Annotated in this window: 18 protein-coding genes; 9 read left to right on the top strand and 9 right to left on the bottom strand. The window is 69.1% G+C overall.

The window, feature by feature from the left end; all coding sequences use genetic code 11:
• The first annotated feature begins 6 nt into the window (after positions 1 to 6).
• The gene (locus G5B46_RS21955; protein ID WP_165262459.1) at positions 7 to 387 is read left to right on the top strand and encodes a hypothetical protein; all 381 of its coding nucleotides are present in this window, start codon (positions 7 to 9) and stop codon (positions 385 to 387) included.
• The gene (locus G5B46_RS21950) at positions 384 to 1,055 is read left to right on the top strand and encodes a CDP-alcohol phosphatidyltransferase family protein (protein ID WP_165262457.1); all 672 of its coding nucleotides are present in this window, start codon (positions 384 to 386) and stop codon (positions 1,053 to 1,055) included. The genes G5B46_RS21955 and G5B46_RS21950 overlap by 4 nt, the downstream gene beginning before the upstream one ends.
• Here G5B46_RS21950 and G5B46_RS21945 read toward each other — a convergent pair.
• Both G5B46_RS21945 and G5B46_RS21940 read right to left on the bottom strand, forming a co-directional pair.
• A complete protein-coding gene (locus G5B46_RS21945; protein WP_165262455.1) occupies positions 1,052 to 1,693 on the bottom strand; it encodes a 3-oxoacid CoA-transferase subunit B in 642 nt (213 codons plus the stop codon). The two genes, G5B46_RS21950 and G5B46_RS21945, sit on opposite strands and share 4 nt — an antisense overlap.
• The gene (locus G5B46_RS21940) at positions 1,693 to 2,412 is read right to left on the bottom strand and encodes a CoA transferase subunit A (RefSeq protein WP_165262453.1); all 720 of its coding nucleotides are present in this window, start codon (positions 2,410 to 2,412) and stop codon (positions 1,693 to 1,695) included. Before G5B46_RS21940 ends, G5B46_RS21945 begins: the two co-directional genes overlap by 1 nt.
• Before the next feature lie 108 nt (positions 2,413 to 2,520).
• Here G5B46_RS21940 and G5B46_RS21935 point away from each other — a divergent pair, with 108 nt between their 5' ends.
• From G5B46_RS21935 to G5B46_RS21925, 3 genes are read left to right on the top strand one after another with little or no spacing between them, the layout of a single operon-like run.
• A complete protein-coding gene (locus G5B46_RS21935) occupies positions 2,521 to 3,114 on the top strand; it encodes an NAD(P)H-dependent oxidoreductase (protein ID WP_165262451.1) in 594 nt (197 codons plus the stop codon).
• Between the two features lie 3 nt (positions 3,115 to 3,117).
• Complete coding sequence (locus tag G5B46_RS21930) at positions 3,118 to 5,079, top strand: monovalent cation:proton antiporter-2 (CPA2) family protein (protein ID WP_165262449.1); 1,962 nt, start codon at positions 3,118 to 3,120, stop codon at positions 5,077 to 5,079.
• 53 nt (positions 5,080 to 5,132) lie between these two features.
• A complete protein-coding gene (locus G5B46_RS21925) occupies positions 5,133 to 5,879 on the top strand; it encodes a DUF6065 family protein (RefSeq protein WP_165262447.1) in 747 nt (248 codons plus the stop codon).
• 9 nt (positions 5,880 to 5,888) lie between these two features.
• Here G5B46_RS21925 and G5B46_RS21920 read toward each other — a convergent pair whose 3' ends face one another.
• The 3 genes from G5B46_RS21920 to G5B46_RS21910 form a co-directional block, all read right to left on the bottom strand.
• A complete protein-coding gene (locus G5B46_RS21920; protein ID WP_165262445.1) occupies positions 5,889 to 6,218 on the bottom strand; it encodes a hypothetical protein in 330 nt (109 codons plus the stop codon).
• Positions 6,219 to 6,332: 114 nt separating this feature from the next.
• Entirely contained in the window at positions 6,333 to 7,244 is a 912-nt protein-coding gene (rarD, locus tag G5B46_RS21915) for an EamA family transporter RarD (RefSeq protein WP_165262443.1), read from the bottom strand.
• A gap of 153 nt (positions 7,245 to 7,397) precedes the next feature.
• Complete coding sequence (locus G5B46_RS21910; protein WP_165262441.1) at positions 7,398 to 8,426, bottom strand: aspartate-semialdehyde dehydrogenase; 1,029 nt, start codon at positions 8,424 to 8,426, stop codon at positions 7,398 to 7,400.
• A 227-nt stretch (positions 8,427 to 8,653) separates the two neighbouring features.
• Here G5B46_RS21910 and G5B46_RS21905 point away from each other — a divergent pair, with 227 nt between their 5' ends.
• Entirely contained in the window at positions 8,654 to 9,907 is a 1,254-nt protein-coding gene (locus tag G5B46_RS21905) for a UbiH/UbiF/VisC/COQ6 family ubiquinone biosynthesis hydroxylase (protein WP_165262439.1), read from the top strand.
• Between the two features lie 15 nt (positions 9,908 to 9,922).
• On the opposite strand, the gene G5B46_RS21900 is transcribed toward G5B46_RS21905, so the two are convergent.
• Complete coding sequence (locus G5B46_RS21900) at positions 9,923 to 10,129, bottom strand: Trm112 family protein (protein ID WP_058348402.1); 207 nt, start codon at positions 10,127 to 10,129, stop codon at positions 9,923 to 9,925.
• Between the two features lie 108 nt (positions 10,130 to 10,237).
• Here G5B46_RS21900 and G5B46_RS21895 point away from each other — a divergent pair, with 108 nt between their 5' ends.
• Both G5B46_RS21895 and G5B46_RS21890 read left to right on the top strand, forming a co-directional pair.
• Positions 10,238 to 10,642: a hypothetical protein gene (locus tag G5B46_RS21895; protein WP_165262437.1), complete on the top strand. Its 405-nt coding sequence runs from the start codon at positions 10,238 to 10,240 to the stop codon at positions 10,640 to 10,642.
• Positions 10,643 to 10,720: 78 nt separating this feature from the next.
• Complete coding sequence (locus G5B46_RS21890; RefSeq protein WP_165262435.1) at positions 10,721 to 11,110, top strand: DUF805 domain-containing protein; 390 nt, start codon at positions 10,721 to 10,723, stop codon at positions 11,108 to 11,110.
• A gap of 4 nt (positions 11,111 to 11,114) precedes the next feature.
• On the opposite strand, the gene G5B46_RS21885 is transcribed toward G5B46_RS21890, so the two are convergent.
• On the bottom strand, positions 11,115 to 11,771 hold the full coding sequence (locus G5B46_RS21885) for an LON peptidase substrate-binding domain-containing protein (protein WP_165262433.1): 657 nt from the start codon (positions 11,769 to 11,771) through the stop codon (positions 11,115 to 11,117).
• A gap of 62 nt (positions 11,772 to 11,833) precedes the next feature.
• Entirely contained in the window at positions 11,834 to 12,742 is a 909-nt protein-coding gene (trxA, locus tag G5B46_RS21880) for a thioredoxin (protein WP_165262431.1), read from the bottom strand.
• A gap of 151 nt (positions 12,743 to 12,893) precedes the next feature.
• Here trxA and G5B46_RS21875 point away from each other — a divergent pair, with 151 nt between their 5' ends.
• Positions 12,894 to 13,337 carry a hypothetical protein gene (locus G5B46_RS21875; RefSeq protein ID WP_165262429.1) on the top strand — a complete coding sequence of 148 codons (444 nt, stop codon included), beginning with the start codon at positions 12,894 to 12,896 and terminating at the stop codon, positions 13,335 to 13,337.
• On the opposite strand, the gene G5B46_RS21870 is transcribed toward G5B46_RS21875, so the two are convergent.
• Entirely contained in the window at positions 13,334 to 13,840 is a 507-nt protein-coding gene (locus G5B46_RS21870) for a prolyl-tRNA synthetase associated domain-containing protein (protein ID WP_165262505.1), read from the bottom strand. The two genes, G5B46_RS21875 and G5B46_RS21870, sit on opposite strands and share 4 nt — an antisense overlap.
• Position 13,841: the final 1 nt, after the last annotated feature.

Here is a 13,841-nt window from a genome sequence, read left to right as displayed (position 1 = left end):
CGTCGCATGCCGCACCTGCTGCGCTCCAGCCTGGTCCACGCCGCTTTCGGCTTTCTGCTGATGGGCGGCTGGACCCTGTGGGCCAACCACGCCCACGGCCTGGTCTGGGGTCCCGCCCTGGCCCAGGGGCTGCTATCGGCCGGGCTGACGGCGCTGCTCAAGAAGACGCTGGAGCGGCTGGACGGGCGGTTCTCGGGCTTCGTCGCCCTGGCCTTGCCGCCGGCGATCACCGCCAGCGCCATCCTGGCGACCCTGACCATCGTCCACCGCCTGATCGGCACGCCGGAACTTCTGGCGACGATCGCCTTTCCCTGGACGATGTCGACGCTGTACGCCGTCGCCTACAATGCTCGCCTGGTCGCCGACCGGAGGAAGACCGCGCCATGACCGACGCTCCCGACCTGACCAACCGCCGGCCGCTGAAGACCCGGGGCGCGGCCTGGGCCGGCCGCCTGGCCGCGGCCATCGCCGGCAAGGGGATCTCGGCCGACGTGATCTCGGGCCTTGGCCTGGCGTTCGCCGTGCTGGGCGGGGCGCTGCTGGCGGCCAGCGGCGGCGTCGAGGACGGCTGGCGATCGCTGTGCCTGATCCTGGGGGCGACCTGCGTGCAGCTGCGCCTGGCCTGCAACCTGCTCGACGGCATGGTGGCGGTGGAGCACGGCCGCGCCAGCCCCTACGGCCCGATCTGGAACGAGCTGCCCGACCGCATCGCCGACGTGTTGCTGCTGGCCGGGGCCGGCTACGGCGCGATGAGCGCCGGCTTTTCCGGCGGTCCGGCCCTGGGCTGGATCTGCGCGGCGCTGGCCCTGCTGACGGCCTATGTGCGCGAGCTTGGCCGGGGGCTGGGCTTCGCCGCCGACTTCTCCGGCCCGATGGCCAAGCCGCACCGCATGGCCGCCCTGACGGCGACCTGCGCGATCGCCGCCTTCGAGCCTCTGTGGAGCGGGCGTGGCGAGGTGTTGGCGGCGGGCCTGGCGGTGATCGCGGCGGGAACCCTGATCACCGTGGTCCGCCGCACGCGCACCCTGGCCGAGCGGCTGGCCGACCGGCGCTAGACGCCGACCTCGAACGCCGCTTCGGTCTTGGCCTGCACTTCGTCGACGGAGACGCCGGGCGCCAGCTCGATCAGCTTCACCGGGGTCTTGCCGCGGTTGATCTCGAACACGCCGAGCTCGGTGATCAGCAGATCCACCACGCCGGCGCCGGTCAGCGGCAGCGAGCAGGCTTTCAGCAGCTTGGGCGCGCCGGACTTCTCGCAGTGGTCCATCACGACGACCACACGCTTGACGCCGGCCACCAGGTCCATGGCCCCGCCCATGCCCTTGACCATCTTGCCCGGCACCATCCAGTTGGCCAGGTCGCCGGTCTCCGACACCTGCATGCCGCCCAGGATCGACAGGGCGATGTGGCCGCCGCGGATCATGGCGAAGCTGTCGGCCGAGCTGAAGTACGAGCTGCTATCCAGTTCGGTGATCGTCTGCTTGCCGGCGTTGATCAGGTCGGCGTCCTCTTCGCCCTCATAGGGGAAGGGGCCCATGCCCAGCATGCCGTTCTCGCTCTGCAGCGTCACGTGCATGCCCTCGGGGATGTAGTTGGCCACCAGGGTCGGGATGCCGATGCCGAGGTTGACGTAGAAGCCGTCGCGCAGCTCCTTGGCGGCGCGGGCCGCCATCTCGTCGCGGGTCCAGGCCATTACGCTTGCTCCTTGGCTTCGCGGGGGCGCGTGGTGACGCGTTCGATGCGCTTCTCGAACTTCGCGCCCTTGATCAGCCGGTCGACGAAGATGCCGGGGGTGTGGATGTTGTCCTTGTCGAGCGCGCCGATCTCGACCAGCTCCTCGACCTCGACGACGGTGGCCTTGCCGGCCGTGGCCATCATCGGATTGAAGTTGCGGGCGGTCTTTCGGTAGACGAGGTTGCCCTCGGCGTCGGCCTTCCAGGCCTTGACGATGGCGAGGTCGGCGGTCAGGCCGCGTTCCATCACGTACATCTCGCCGTCGAATTCGCGGGTTTCCTTGCCTTCGGCCACCAGGGTGCCGTAGCCGGTGCGCGTGAAGAAGGCCGGGATGCCCGCGCCGCCGGCGCGGATGCGTTCGGCCAGCGTGCCTTGCGGATTGAACTCCAGTTCGAGTTCTCCGCTCAGGTATAGCTGTTCGAACAGCTTGTTCTCGCCCACATAGGACGAGACCATCTTCTTGATCTGACGGTTCTCCAGCAGGATGCCCAAGCCGAATCCGTCGACCCCGCAGTTGTTGGAGATGACCGTGAGGTCCTTGACCCCCGTCTCGCGGATCGCCGCGATCAGGTTTTCGGGAATGCCGCAGAGCCCGAAGCCCCCGGCCATGATGGTCATGCCGTCGAACAGCAGACCCGCCAACGCTTCTGCGGCGTCGGACTTCACCTTGTCGACCATGCTTCCTCCCGGAGCGACGTTCGCCGACTGCTCTCGCCCGCCGGCCGGAGAAATTCAAGCCTTGATGAATAAATTTTCCCGTCACGCGACGACGGTAGGCGGTTACGCGTGACCACCGACCCTAGCACCCCGATCGTGACGCCCGCCACCGCCGGCGCCCTCCTGACCCTGGCGCACCCGGCGCTTGAACGCTCGCGCGCCAATCGCGCCCTGGCCAAGGCGGCCAAGGCCCTTTCCGGCGTCACCTTCCATGACCTGTACGAGACCTACCCGGACTTCTCGATCGACATCGAGGCCGAGCAGCAGAAGCTGGTCGACCACGACATCATCGCCCTGCAGTTCCCGCTGTTCTGGTACTCGCCGCCGGCCCTGATGAAGGAGTGGCTGGATCTGGTCTGGCTGCACGGCTTCGCCTACGGCCTGGGCGGCGACGCTCTGGCCGGCAAGCGCCTGTTCGTGGCCTGCACCACCGGCGGGCCGGCCCAGGCCTATCACGCCAAGGGCTACAACCGCTTCACGCTCGACGAATTCCTGCGTCCGCTGGAGCAGACGGCCTATCTGTGCGGCATGGTCTGGGAGACGCCGTTCGTGGTGCACGGGGCGGCGATGAAGGACGACGAGCAGCTGAAGGCCGAGGCCCTGCGCTATCAGGCGCGGATGTCGGCCCTGCTGGCCGCCGACCACGCGGCCGAAGGAGCGTAAGCCATGGAACCGTTCCTGAAGCAGACCCTGGTCTATCTGGGCGCGGCCGTCATCTCGGTGCCGATCGCCAAGCGCCTGGGGCTGGGCTCGGTGCTGGGCTATCTGATCGCCGGCGTGCTGATCGGCCCGGCCATGCTGTCCTTGGTGGGCGAGCAGCACGACGTCATGCGCTTCGCCGAGTTCGGCGTCGTCATCCTGCTGTTCCTGATCGGCCTGGAGGTGCGCCCCTCCACCCTGTGGGAGATGCGCAAGACGATCTTCGGCTTAGGGGGCGCCCAGGTGGTGGGCACGGCCCTGGCCGTGGCCGCCATCGGCTACCTGCTGAGCCTGCCCTGGCAGACGGCCCTGGCCGTGGGCCTCGTCCTGGCCATGTCGTCGACCGCCATCGTGCTGCAGACCCTCGACGAGAAGGGCCTGCGCCAGGGGCCGGTCGGCCGCGCCGCCTTCGGGGTGCTGCTGCTGCAGGACCTGGCGGTGATCCCGATGTTCGCCCTGCTGCCGCTGCTGGCCACCGTGGCCCCCGACGCTCATGCCAGCGACGCCGGCGGCCATGGCGCGAGCCTGATCTCGCACCTGCCGGCCTGGGCTCAGGGCCTGGCCGTTCTGGGCGCGGTGGGCGTGGTCGTCGGCAGCGGCCGGTTCATCGTGCGGCCGATCTTCCGCTTCATCGCCGAGGCCCGCCTGCGCGAGATCTTCACCGCCGCCGCCCTGCTGATCGTCGTCGGCGTCGCGGGCCTGATGCAGTCGGTGGGCCTGTCGCCGGCGCTGGGGGCGTTCCTGGCCGGCGTGGTGCTGGCCGAAAGCGAGTTCCGCCGCGAGCTGGAGACCGACATCGAGCCGTTCCGCGGCCTGCTGCTCGGTCTCTTCTTCATCACCGTCGGCGCGGGCATCGACCTGACCCTGATCGCCCGCCAGCCCCTGACCCTGATCGGCCTGGTGCTGGGCCTGATGGTCCTGAAGTTCGCGGTGATGTTCGGCATCGCCCGCATCGCCGGGGCGCAGGGGCGCAGCGCCGCCGCCGTGGCCACGGCCCTGGCCCAGGGCGGCGAGTTCGCCTTCGTGCTGCTGAGCTTTACGGTCGGGGCCGGCGTCATCGGCGCGGACTTGGCCGCCCTGCTGACCGCCACGGTCGCGGTCTCAATGGCGCTGACGCCGGTGGCGATGATCCTCTACGAGCGCATCGCCGAGCTGATGAACGCAGCGGTTCCCGACGTCGAGCCCGAGGCCCCGCAGTTCGACGAGGGCGAGCCCGACATCATCATCGCGGGCTTTGGGCGCTTTGGTCAGATCACCGGTCGCCTGCTGCAGGCCAACGGCTTCAAGTCGACGGTTCTCGACAGCGACATCGAGCAGATCGAACTGCTGCGCCGTTTCGGCCGGCGGGTGCACTACGGCGACGCCACGCGCCTTGACCTGCTGCGCGCCGCCGGGGCCGAGCACGCCCGCATGCTGATCGTCGCCCTGGATGACCGCGAGAAGACCGCCGAGCTGGTCGAGACCGCCCGCCGGGCGTTCCCCAACCTGATCATCCTGGCCCGCGCCTGGGACCGCCGCCACGCCTACGACCTTCTGGCCAACGGCGCCGACGCGGTGGAGCGCGAGACCTTCGAGGCGGCCCTGGCGCTGGGCAGCACCGCGCTGCAGAAGCTGGGCTTCCGGGCCCACAAGGCCTTCCGCGCCACCTCGTTCTTCCGCCGCCACGACCGCAAGACCTTCGAGGACCTCAAGCCGATGTGGGGCCAGGAAGAGGCCTACATCCTGGCCTCGCGCGACGCGGCCCAGACCATGGACCGGCTGCTGGCCGCCGACCTTGCGCGCATGCGTCCGGGCGAGGCCGGCGGGGCCTGGGATACGGCCGCCCGCGACGAGGAGCTGCGCAAGCTGGCCCAGCGCAAGGGCGGCGCGGGCGGTGAAGCCCAACCGGCCGACGCCGACGGCTGGACGGGAACGCCTCCGCAGGGCTAAGGCTGGATCAAGGAAGGGCCGGGACGGTCCGGGAACGACGGGAAAGAAGCGGCATGTATCTGGAGTGCTATCCCACCGAGAGCCGGCCGCCGGAGATCGTGCCGGGGCGCCCGCAGCGGGCCTGGATGGACAACTTCGCCGACCGCCACCCCTATCGCTGCCTGCCGCTGACCATGGCCAACACCACCGGCTGGGAGATCCTGTGCCCGGTCGGCTTCGAGGCCACCTGGAACGGCGGCGTCCACCAGAACGACATCACCTTCAAGTCCGACCACCCGCACCCGGGCTTCGACGACTTCGTCAAGTCGCACTTCTCGCGCGGGACGATCACCTTCCACACCGGCTATCTGTTCCGCACGCCGCCGGACTGGCTGATCTGGACCATGGGCCCGCCCAACCACATCAAGGACGGCATCCAGCCGCTTGCCGGCCTGGTCGAGACCGACTGGCTGCCTTTCCCCTTCACGATGAACTGGGTGTTCACGCGTCCCGGCACGGTGAAGTTCGCCAAGGGCGAGCCGTTCTGCTTCATCACCATGATCCAGGACAAGCCGCTGGAGACGGTGCAGCCGGTCATCCGGCACTTCAACTCCAACCCCGACATGCGCAAGCAGTACGATGTCTGGGCCGAGAAGCGCGGCGAGTTCAACGCCCGCATCGCGGCCCGCGATCCGGCCGCGACCAAGGAGGCCTGGCAGCGCTTCTATTTCAAGGGCGAACTGCCCGAAGAGATCGAGGCCCCCGCCCCCAAGGGCCACGTCAACAAGCGCCGCCTGAAGGCCCCGAAGATCGGGTTCTGACGGCGGGGCTCAGACCCCCAGCCGCCCCCGCAGGCGCTCGGCCACCGCGCCCAGGGTGATCGTCGACAGGGCGTCCTGCACAGCCAGCGGCACCCCCTCGGGCGCGGCCTGCACCAGCTTGCTGGTGAAGTCGGTGATGGCGGTGATGTGCTGGGCCAGATGGTCGACCGTGTGCAGTTCCTGCATCACGGCCAGGCGCGATTCCGGCGGCGTGTTCTCGAGGATCTTGCCCAGCGCGCTGTCGAGGTGTCCGCAGGCTTCGGCGGCCAGCGACATCTCTACGGCCAGCGCTTCGAGCACGGCGGCCAGATCGGGCGTGGTGATGGTTTCCGCGGACATGGTTTCCCCCAGCATTAAGTCTGTCGCCATACCTGACGCAGCGCGTCTTGCCGCCGACTTAAGGGCCGGCGGCGGTGCGACAAATTGACCAACGTTTCTTGGCGGCGTGGGTTCTCACGCCGCCGAAGGAACGCTCCGTGTGCGTTTCCAGGCGCCGTAGGCGAAGGCGGCGACGCCCAGCCAGATGAAGACGAACGACAAGGCCCGCAGCGGCGTGAAGGCCTCGCCCAGGAACACGCCCAGCAGGAACTGCAGGGTGGGCGCGATGAACTGCAGGAAACCCATGGCGCTTAAGGGCAGGCGGCGGGCCGACCAGGCGAACAGGGCCAGCGGCACGACCGTCGCCGGGCCGGCGGCCAGCAGCAGGATCGCTGTGCGGGCGTCCTGGGTGAAGTGTCCCGCGCCGGTCGACTGCAGATGCCAGACATAGAGCAGGCCGGGGATCGCCAGATAGGCGCACTCGATGAAGAGGCCCGTCTGGGCGTCGGCCTTCACCTGCTTCTTGAGGATCGCATAGATGCAGAAGCTCAAGGCCAGGCCCAGCGACACCAGCGGCAGGTGGCCAAGGGCCAGGGTCTGGATGGCCACGCCGATCGCCGCCAGGCCGATGGCGACCTTGCCCTCGGTGCTCATCCGCTCGCGGAACAGCAGGGCGCCGGCGGCCATGTTCATCAGCGGGTTGATGTAGTAGCCGAGGCTGGCCTCGATCACCCGGCCGGCGTTCACCGCCAGCACGTAGATCGTCCAGTTGCCGAAGATCGCCAGGGTCGAGAGCAGCAGGATCCCCAGGGTCTTGGGCTGGCGCAGCACCTGCGCCACCTGGCCGCCTTGCTTGGCCAGCAGCACCAGGCCCCCGGCCCAGATCACCGACCACAGTGTCCGGTGCGCGATCATCTCGAACGAGGTGACGCCCATGACCGACAGGGTGTGGAAATAGAGGGGCAGGAAGCCCCAGAGCAGATAGCAGCCGACGCCGGCCAGATAGGCCGAACGCGCGTCGCCGCTGGGACTCGTACTGGAAGTCATGGACCGCACCTTTCGCGGAGGGATCTGACAGATGGGGATCCCGGCGTCCGCCCACATCTTGCGGGCCCGCGCTTTGCGGAAGGGTGCGAAGTTTCGCCGAAAGGCGGTTCCCGTCGTCCCTCCGCTGGCGGAAGGACGACGGGGGAAGTCGTCCTAGGCCAGGGTCTTCTGCTTGATCAGGCCCTTGTCGTGCAGCAGCTGGGCGATCTGCACGGCGTTCAGGGCCGCGCCCTTGCGCAGGTTGTCGGCGACGCACCAGAGGGCGATGCCGTGCTCGACGGTCGGGTCCTTGCGGATGCGCGACACGTAGACCGGGAACTCGCCCTGGCTTTCCTTCGGCGTGATGTAGCCGCCGTTCTCGCGCTTATCGACCACGACGATGCCTTCGGCGTCGCGCAGGATCTCGCGGGCGTCGTCCTCGTCCAGCGGGCCGGTGAACTCGATGTTGACCGACTCCGAGTGGCCCACCATCACCGGCACGCGCACGCAGGTGGCGACCAGCTGGATGGCCGGATCCAGGATCTTCTGGGTCTCGACGGTCATCTTCCACTCTTCCTTGGTGAAGCCGTCGTCCATGAAGACGTCGATGTGGGGGATGACGTTGAAGGCGATCTGCTTGGTGAACTTCTTGGGCTCAGGCGCGCCCAGGACGAAGACGCCCTTGGTCTGATCCCACAGCTCGTCCATGCCTTCCTTGCCCGCGCCGGAAACCGACTGGTAGGTCGACACCACCACGCGCTTGATCGGCACTTCGTCGTGCAGCGGCTTCAGCGCCACCACCAGCTGGGCGGTCGAGCAGTTGGGGTTGGCGATGATGTTCTTGGGGATCGAGTTGACGGCGTCCGGGTTCACTTCCGGCACCACCAGCGGCACGTCCGGGTCCATCCGGAAGTGGCTGGAGTTGTCGATGACGATGGCGCCGGCCGCGCCGATCTTCTCGCCCCAGGCGGCCGAGATCGACCCGCCGGCGCTCATCAGCACGATGTCGACCTTCGAGAAATCGAACTGCTCCAGGTCCTCGCACTTGAGGATCTGGTTGCCGAACGAGACCTCGGTGCCGATGGATTTGCGCGAGGCGATGGCGTGCATCTTCTCCACGGGGAATTTCACTTCCTCGAGGATGTTGAACATCTCGCGGCCCACGTTGCCCGTGGCGCCGACCACGGCGACCCGGTAACCCATCGCAGTCTCCAATCTTTCAGCCCCGACAAGGGGAAATGCGCCGTCCCGTTACGCCTCGTAACGCGGGTAGGCAAGGGCATGGTTTTTCAAAGGTGGCGGCGAATGGCCGCGCCTGGAGGAAAAATCTTGCTAGCCTCTATATGGGGAGGATCGGGCGGCTCCCTAAGGGCTCGTCGGACCCTTCGTCCAACTGGACAGCAAGCCCGCGCCGGGCGCATACCCACGCCATGCGCAAGCACGACGCCGACGTCATCATCGCCGGGGCCGGCATGGCCGGAACCACCCTGGCGCTCGCCCTCGCTTCCGGCGGCGTCAAGCCGCTGCTGGTCGATCCGCAGCCCTTCGACGCCCAGCTGGCGCCGACCTTTGACGGCCGATCGTCGGCCATCGCCTATTCGTCGTTCCGCCAGTGGCGCGCGATCGGCGCGGGCGAGGCCCTGGCCCCGCATGCCCAGCGCATCGAGCAGATCCTGGTCACCGACGGCAAGGCGCCGGGCGCCGCGTCGGGCAAGCCCTCGCCCTTCTTCCTGCGTTTCGACAGCGGCGAGATCGCCGACCGTTCGGAAGGCGAGCCCCTCGGCTATCTGATCGAGAACCGTCAGATCCGCGCGGCCCTGTCCAAGGTGGCGATCGAAAAGGGCCTGGAGGTCATCGCCCCGGCCGGCGCGACCGGCCTGGAGGTCGACGCCTCCGAAGCTCGCGTGACCCTGAGCGACGGCCGGGTGCTGAGCGCGCCGCTGGCGGTCAGCGCCGAGGGACGCAACTCGGCCCTGCGCAAGGCGGCCGGCATCGGCGACATCGGCTGGGGCTACGGCCAGAGCGGCGTCGTCGCCACGGTGAAGATGCAGCACCCGCACGAGGGTGTGGCGCACGAGTACTTCCTGCCCAGCGGCCCGTTCGCCATCCTGCCGCTGACCGAAAACCGCGCCAGCCTGGTCTGGACCGAGAGCACCGCGCGGGGCGAGGCCCTGCGCCATGCCAGCCCCGAGGCCTTCCACGCCCACCTGATGCGCCGGTTCGGCGATTTCCTGGGGCAGGTCGAGATGGCCGGGCCGGTGTTCGTTTATCCGCTGTCGCTGTCGCTGGCCGAGCGCCTGGTCGCCCCGCGTCTGGCCTTGATCGGCGACGCCGCCCACGGCGTGCACCCGATCGCCGGGCAGGGCCTGAACCTGGGTCTCAAGGACGCCGCTGCCCTGGCCGAGGTGGTGGTCGAGGCGATCCGCAACGGCGAGGACATCGGCGCCGAGGCGACGCTGGAGCGCTACGCCCGCTGGCGGCGGTTCGACAACGTCACCAACGCGCTGGCCTTCGACGGCTTCGTGCGATTGTTCTCGAACGACAATCCGCTGCTGCGCGTCGCGCGCGGCGTCGGCATGGCGGCGGTCAACCGCATCGCCCCGGCGCGCCGGTTCTTCATGCACGAAGCCGGCGGCGGGGTGGGCGACCTGCCGAAATTGCTCAGAGGATCACCTCTCCTGTAAGGAGAGGTGTTTTTCCTACTCCCCGTCCGCCAGGCTGCGGGCCTCTTCCGGCAGCATGATCGGCACGCCGTCGCGGATCGGATAGGCCAGCTTGGCCGTGTGGCTGACGAGCTCGCCGCGGGCGCGGTCGTAGAACAGCGGCGCGCGGGTCACCGGGCAGACCAGCACCTCCAGCAGGCGCGGATCGACGTCGACGGGCGGTGGCGGAGGAGCGGCGGTCATGGCGCTGTTCTAGAGCCGGCCGGCCGATTGGGAAAGCCCCGCGGCCGGAACCTCTCGCGCAGGCTCGCGGTTGTCGCAGAAGCGATAACAACGATCTCGGATAGCGACATGACCGTCATCGAACGGACCTTCCTGGCCGCCGCCGTGGCCACCAGCACCCTCACCCTGGCCGCCTGCGGTTCCATGGGTGGGGGGATGGGCGGCGAAAGCGCCTACAGCCCGCGGCTGTCCACGGGGGCCAGCGACGAGAAGGCCTTCGCCAGCACCTTCGTCTCGTGCCGCGACGAGGTGCGCGCGGGCAAGACCAGCGGCTTCAAGGTGCACCCGGCCAGCGCCACGGCCCGCGACCTGCAGCCCGGGTCCACCGGTCTGGTGCTCAAGGTCCCCTACGACAAGGCCAAGGGCTCCAAGGGCGTGCGCGCGGCGCTGGACGAGCGGCACAAGGCCGCCATGGGGCAGTGCCTGTCCGAAAACGGCTACCAGGTGGCCGCCTGGGATGCAGTGAAGCCCTGACCGTCGCCATTCGTCCGCAGGGACTTTCCAGCGCCCTCCGCTTCGCTACCATGGGTGGTGATCAACGGAGAGCTCGCGATGTCGATCTTCAAGGCGCTGACCCGGTTCGCTGACTTCAAGGGTCGGTCGGACCGGTCGGAGTTCCTGCTTCTGGCCCTGACCCTGGCGGTGGTCACGGCCTGCACCTGGAGCATGGCCTGGGGCCTGGCCGACGGCCTGCGCGGCCTGCCGCCGCACAAGCCGGCCTCGCTGCTGCCCTATGTCGGCCTGTTCCTGGCGATCCCGGCGCTGTCGCTGGCCATCCGCCGGCTGCACGACATCGACCGCAGCGGCTGGTGGCTGCTGCTCAACCTCGTGCCGGGCGGGATCGCGGTGCTGATCGTCTTCGTCCTGCAGGACGGCACGGCCGGCGATAACCGCTTCGGACCGCCGCAGCCGAAGGCTGCGGGCCCAGCCATCGCGGCCTGAGCCGCTACTGCACCGACGGCGGCTCGTCGTCGTCCTGGGCGGCGTCGATCTCCAGCAGCGCCACCAGGGTGCTGCGGCGGTCGGCGATGGTGCGGGCCTCCAGCAAGGCCTGCTTCTCCAGCGGATCGAACGGCAGGGCCATGGCCAGGCTGTTGATCAGGGCGTCGGACGGCGCGGCCTGGGCCTCGTTCCAGTCGATGGCCAGGCCGCGGTGGTCGAGATAGCGGCGCAGGGCGTTGAGCAGCGGCGCGGCGTCGCCGACCGCCTCCTGCTGGTCCTCGCGCAGATCCAGGTCGAAGGGCGTGAAGTCGGCTCGCACCTGGCGATAGGGCGTGCGCGCCGGCAGCTCCTCGCCCAGCCGGAACCGCGCCACCCCGGTCAGGGTGATCAGGTAGCGGCCGTCGCTGGTCTCGGCGAAGCTGGTCACCCGTCCCGCGCAGCCGATCGGGGCCAGGGCCGGCCGCGAGGCGTCGCCGCCGGGCCGGGTCTGGACCATGCCGATCATCCGCTCGCCCGACATGGCGTCGTCGAGCATGTTGAGATAGCGCGGCTCGAAGATGTTGAGCGGCAGCTGGCCGCCGGGAAGCAGCAGCGCCCCGTCCAGCGGGAACACGGGGATCACCAGCGGCAGGTCGAGGGTCTTCCGGTATACGCCCGGCATGGCGGCCTCCTTGACTGGGTCGGTTCTGAACGCTTGTTCCGGCGGAACGGGTCCCTGGATTTCTAGCTGAAAAGGATCGACGACAGGCGCTTGCGGCCCTGCTTGGCCACTTCCGAGGTCGGGCCGGCGGCCTCGAACACCGTCAGCAGCTGCTTGCGGGCCGCGTCGTCGTTCCAGGTCCGGTCGCGCTGGATGATGGTCAGCAGGTGGTCGCAGGCCGCGTCCAGGCGGCCGGCGCCGGCCAGGGCCTTGGCCAGTTCGAGGCGGGCCTCGTGATCGTCGGCGTTCGCGGCCAGACGCTGTTCGAAGGCGGCGGTCTCGGACGGGGCGGCCTCGGCCAGCTTGAGCGCGGCGCGCACGCTTTCCAGGTCCGGATCCTTGGCGTTGTCGGGGGCGCGGGCGACGATCTCGGCGGCCAGATCGGCGTCGCCGCCGGCCAGGTAGCAGCGCGCCAGCCCGCCCAGCGCCTTGATGTTCTCCGGCTCCATCTGCAGCACCTGGGCGAAGGCCTGGGCCGCGCCGCCCAGATCGCCCAGTTCCAGGCTCTCCTTGGCCATGGCCAGCAGCTCGTCCACGGCGCCGGCCTCCGGAGGGCCCGAGATGCGGTCGACGAACTGCTGGATCTGGCTTTCGGGCAGGGCGCCCTGGAAGCCGTCCACCGGCTGGCCGTCGACGAAGGCGTAGACGGTGGGGATCGACTGCACGCGCAGCTGGCCGGCGAAGCCCGGGTTCTTGTCGACGTCGATCTTGACCAGCTTCACCGCGCCCTTGGCGGCGGTGACCACCTTCTCCAGCGCCGGGGTCAGCTGGCGGCAGGGGCCGCACCAGGTGGCCCAGAAGTCGACGATGACTGGCTGGGTCTTCGAGGCCTCGATGACGTCGGCCATGAAGCTGGCGTCGGTGCCGTCCTTGATGTGCTCGCTCTTGCCGCCGGCCGGGATGGGGGCCGGCTTTTCACCGATCAGGGACATGACTGCTTCTTCTCTCGTGCGCGGACGCTCAGCGCCGCAAGATGGTCCTTGGCGAGGCGGTTCGCAATCGGGAGGAGAAGGCTTCTTGCCGGGAAGCGGTTCGGTGGCGATGGTAAGCCTCGCCCGCCGGGGGCGTTCCACGGGGACCGACATGATCCGCCGCCATCCGCTTCAGCTGTCGCTGGCCCTGTCGTGCATGGCGGCGGTCGGCCTGGGCGGTCCGGCCATGGCGGCCCGGCTGTCCTGCGAGCCGCTCTACGCCTTCATCCGCGCGATCCCGCCGTCCGACAGCTACGAGGCGGTGTTCTACCGCTCGACCGAGGGGGATCTGGGCGCATTCAACATGAACCCGGTCCTGGCCAGCTCCCCCGAGACGCCGACGCAGGCGCGCAGGCTGCTGTGGGACGGCTATCGCGGGCAGCTCCACCATGTGGTGCTGGAGACGATGGCCCGGCAGCTGCGCGACTGCCTTTCGACGCCGGCGGGCCGCCGGCTGTCGGCGAAGCGCCCCGTGAAGGTCAACACCGACTGCACGGGCTATTCCTCCGAGGATGAAGGCCCGTGCGTGCGCGTCAACGTCGGGGCCAGGCGCTAGCCGACGATCGCCATCGCCTCGAAGTCGACGATCATCGGCTCGACCCCCAGCGCCGCCAGGAACCGACGGAAGCCCGCCTGGCTGACGGCGGTGGTGGCGTCGTTCTTCAGCGGGTGGAAGTTCACCGGGTCGGCCTGCGCCAGCGCCTTGTCGAGCACGAAGCGGATCCGGCGGTCCTTGTCGTTGATCAGGCCGAAGGCGGTGACCGAGCCGGGCGTGACGCCCAGGGTCTCGACCATCATCGCCTCGGGGCCGAACGACAGCCGGCCCGAGCCGATCACGTGATGCAGCTTCTTGAGGTCGATGGCCGTCTCGCCCAGCGCCGAGATCAGCCACAGCTGGCCCTTGGCGTCCTTGAGGAACAGGTTCTTGGTGTGGCCGCCGGGCAGGGCCTTCTTGATCTCCAGCCCTTCCTCGACGCGGAACACCGGCGGGTGGTCGAGGGTGGCGTGGTCGACGTCGTTGGCGTCGAAGAAGGCGATGAGGTCGGCGCGGGTCTTCATG

It is taken from the genome of Caulobacter sp. 602-2, from assembly GCF_011043625.1.
In the GTDB taxonomy this organism is placed as follows: domain Bacteria; phylum Pseudomonadota; class Alphaproteobacteria; order Caulobacterales; family Caulobacteraceae; genus Caulobacter.
Note: the sequence above shows the minus strand (reverse complement) of the source record. Positions and strands in the feature narration are given on the sequence as shown.

What these genes read in the sequence shown, in the direction of transcription:
- G5B46_RS21955 (WP_165262459.1), top strand. Translation starts at nt 7, where the DNA reads ATGCCGCACCTGCTGCGCTCCAGCCTGGTCCACGCCGCTTTCGGCTTT.
- G5B46_RS21950 (WP_165262457.1), top strand. Translation starts at nt 384, where the DNA reads ATGACCGACGCTCCCGACCTGACCAACCGCCGGCCGCTGAAGACCCGG.
- G5B46_RS21945 (WP_165262455.1), bottom strand. Translation starts at nt 1,693, where the DNA reads ATGGCCTGGACCCGCGACGAGATGGCGGCCCGCGCCGCCAAGGAGCTG.
- G5B46_RS21940 (WP_165262453.1), bottom strand. Translation starts at nt 2,412, where the DNA reads ATGGTCGACAAGGTGAAGTCCGACGCCGCAGAAGCGTTGGCGGGTCTG.
- G5B46_RS21930 (WP_165262449.1), top strand. Translation starts at nt 3,118, where the DNA reads ATGGAACCGTTCCTGAAGCAGACCCTGGTCTATCTGGGCGCGGCCGTC.
- G5B46_RS21925 (WP_165262447.1), top strand. Translation starts at nt 5,133, where the DNA reads ATGTATCTGGAGTGCTATCCCACCGAGAGCCGGCCGCCGGAGATCGTG.
- G5B46_RS21920 (WP_165262445.1), bottom strand. Translation starts at nt 6,218, where the DNA reads ATGTCCGCGGAAACCATCACCACGCCCGATCTGGCCGCCGTGCTCGAA.
- rarD (WP_165262443.1), bottom strand. Translation starts at nt 7,244, where the DNA reads ATGACTTCCAGTACGAGTCCCAGCGGCGACGCGCGTTCGGCCTATCTG.
- G5B46_RS21910 (WP_165262441.1), bottom strand. Translation starts at nt 8,426, where the DNA reads ATGGGTTACCGGGTCGCCGTGGTCGGCGCCACGGGCAACGTGGGCCGC.
- G5B46_RS21905 (WP_165262439.1), top strand. Translation starts at nt 8,654, where the DNA reads ATGCGCAAGCACGACGCCGACGTCATCATCGCCGGGGCCGGCATGGCC.
- G5B46_RS21900 (WP_058348402.1), bottom strand. Translation starts at nt 10,129, where the DNA reads ATGACCGCCGCTCCTCCGCCACCGCCCGTCGACGTCGATCCGCGCCTG.
- G5B46_RS21895 (WP_165262437.1), top strand. Translation starts at nt 10,238, where the DNA reads ATGACCGTCATCGAACGGACCTTCCTGGCCGCCGCCGTGGCCACCAGC.
- G5B46_RS21890 (WP_165262435.1), top strand. Translation starts at nt 10,721, where the DNA reads ATGTCGATCTTCAAGGCGCTGACCCGGTTCGCTGACTTCAAGGGTCGG.
- G5B46_RS21885 (WP_165262433.1), bottom strand. Translation starts at nt 11,771, where the DNA reads ATGCCGGGCGTATACCGGAAGACCCTCGACCTGCCGCTGGTGATCCCC.
- trxA (WP_165262431.1), bottom strand. Translation starts at nt 12,742, where the DNA reads ATGTCCCTGATCGGTGAAAAGCCGGCCCCCATCCCGGCCGGCGGCAAG.
- G5B46_RS21875 (WP_165262429.1), top strand. Translation starts at nt 12,894, where the DNA reads ATGATCCGCCGCCATCCGCTTCAGCTGTCGCTGGCCCTGTCGTGCATG.
- G5B46_RS21870 (WP_165262505.1), bottom strand. Translation starts at nt 13,840, where the DNA reads ATGAAGACCCGCGCCGACCTCATCGCCTTCTTCGACGCCAACGACGTC.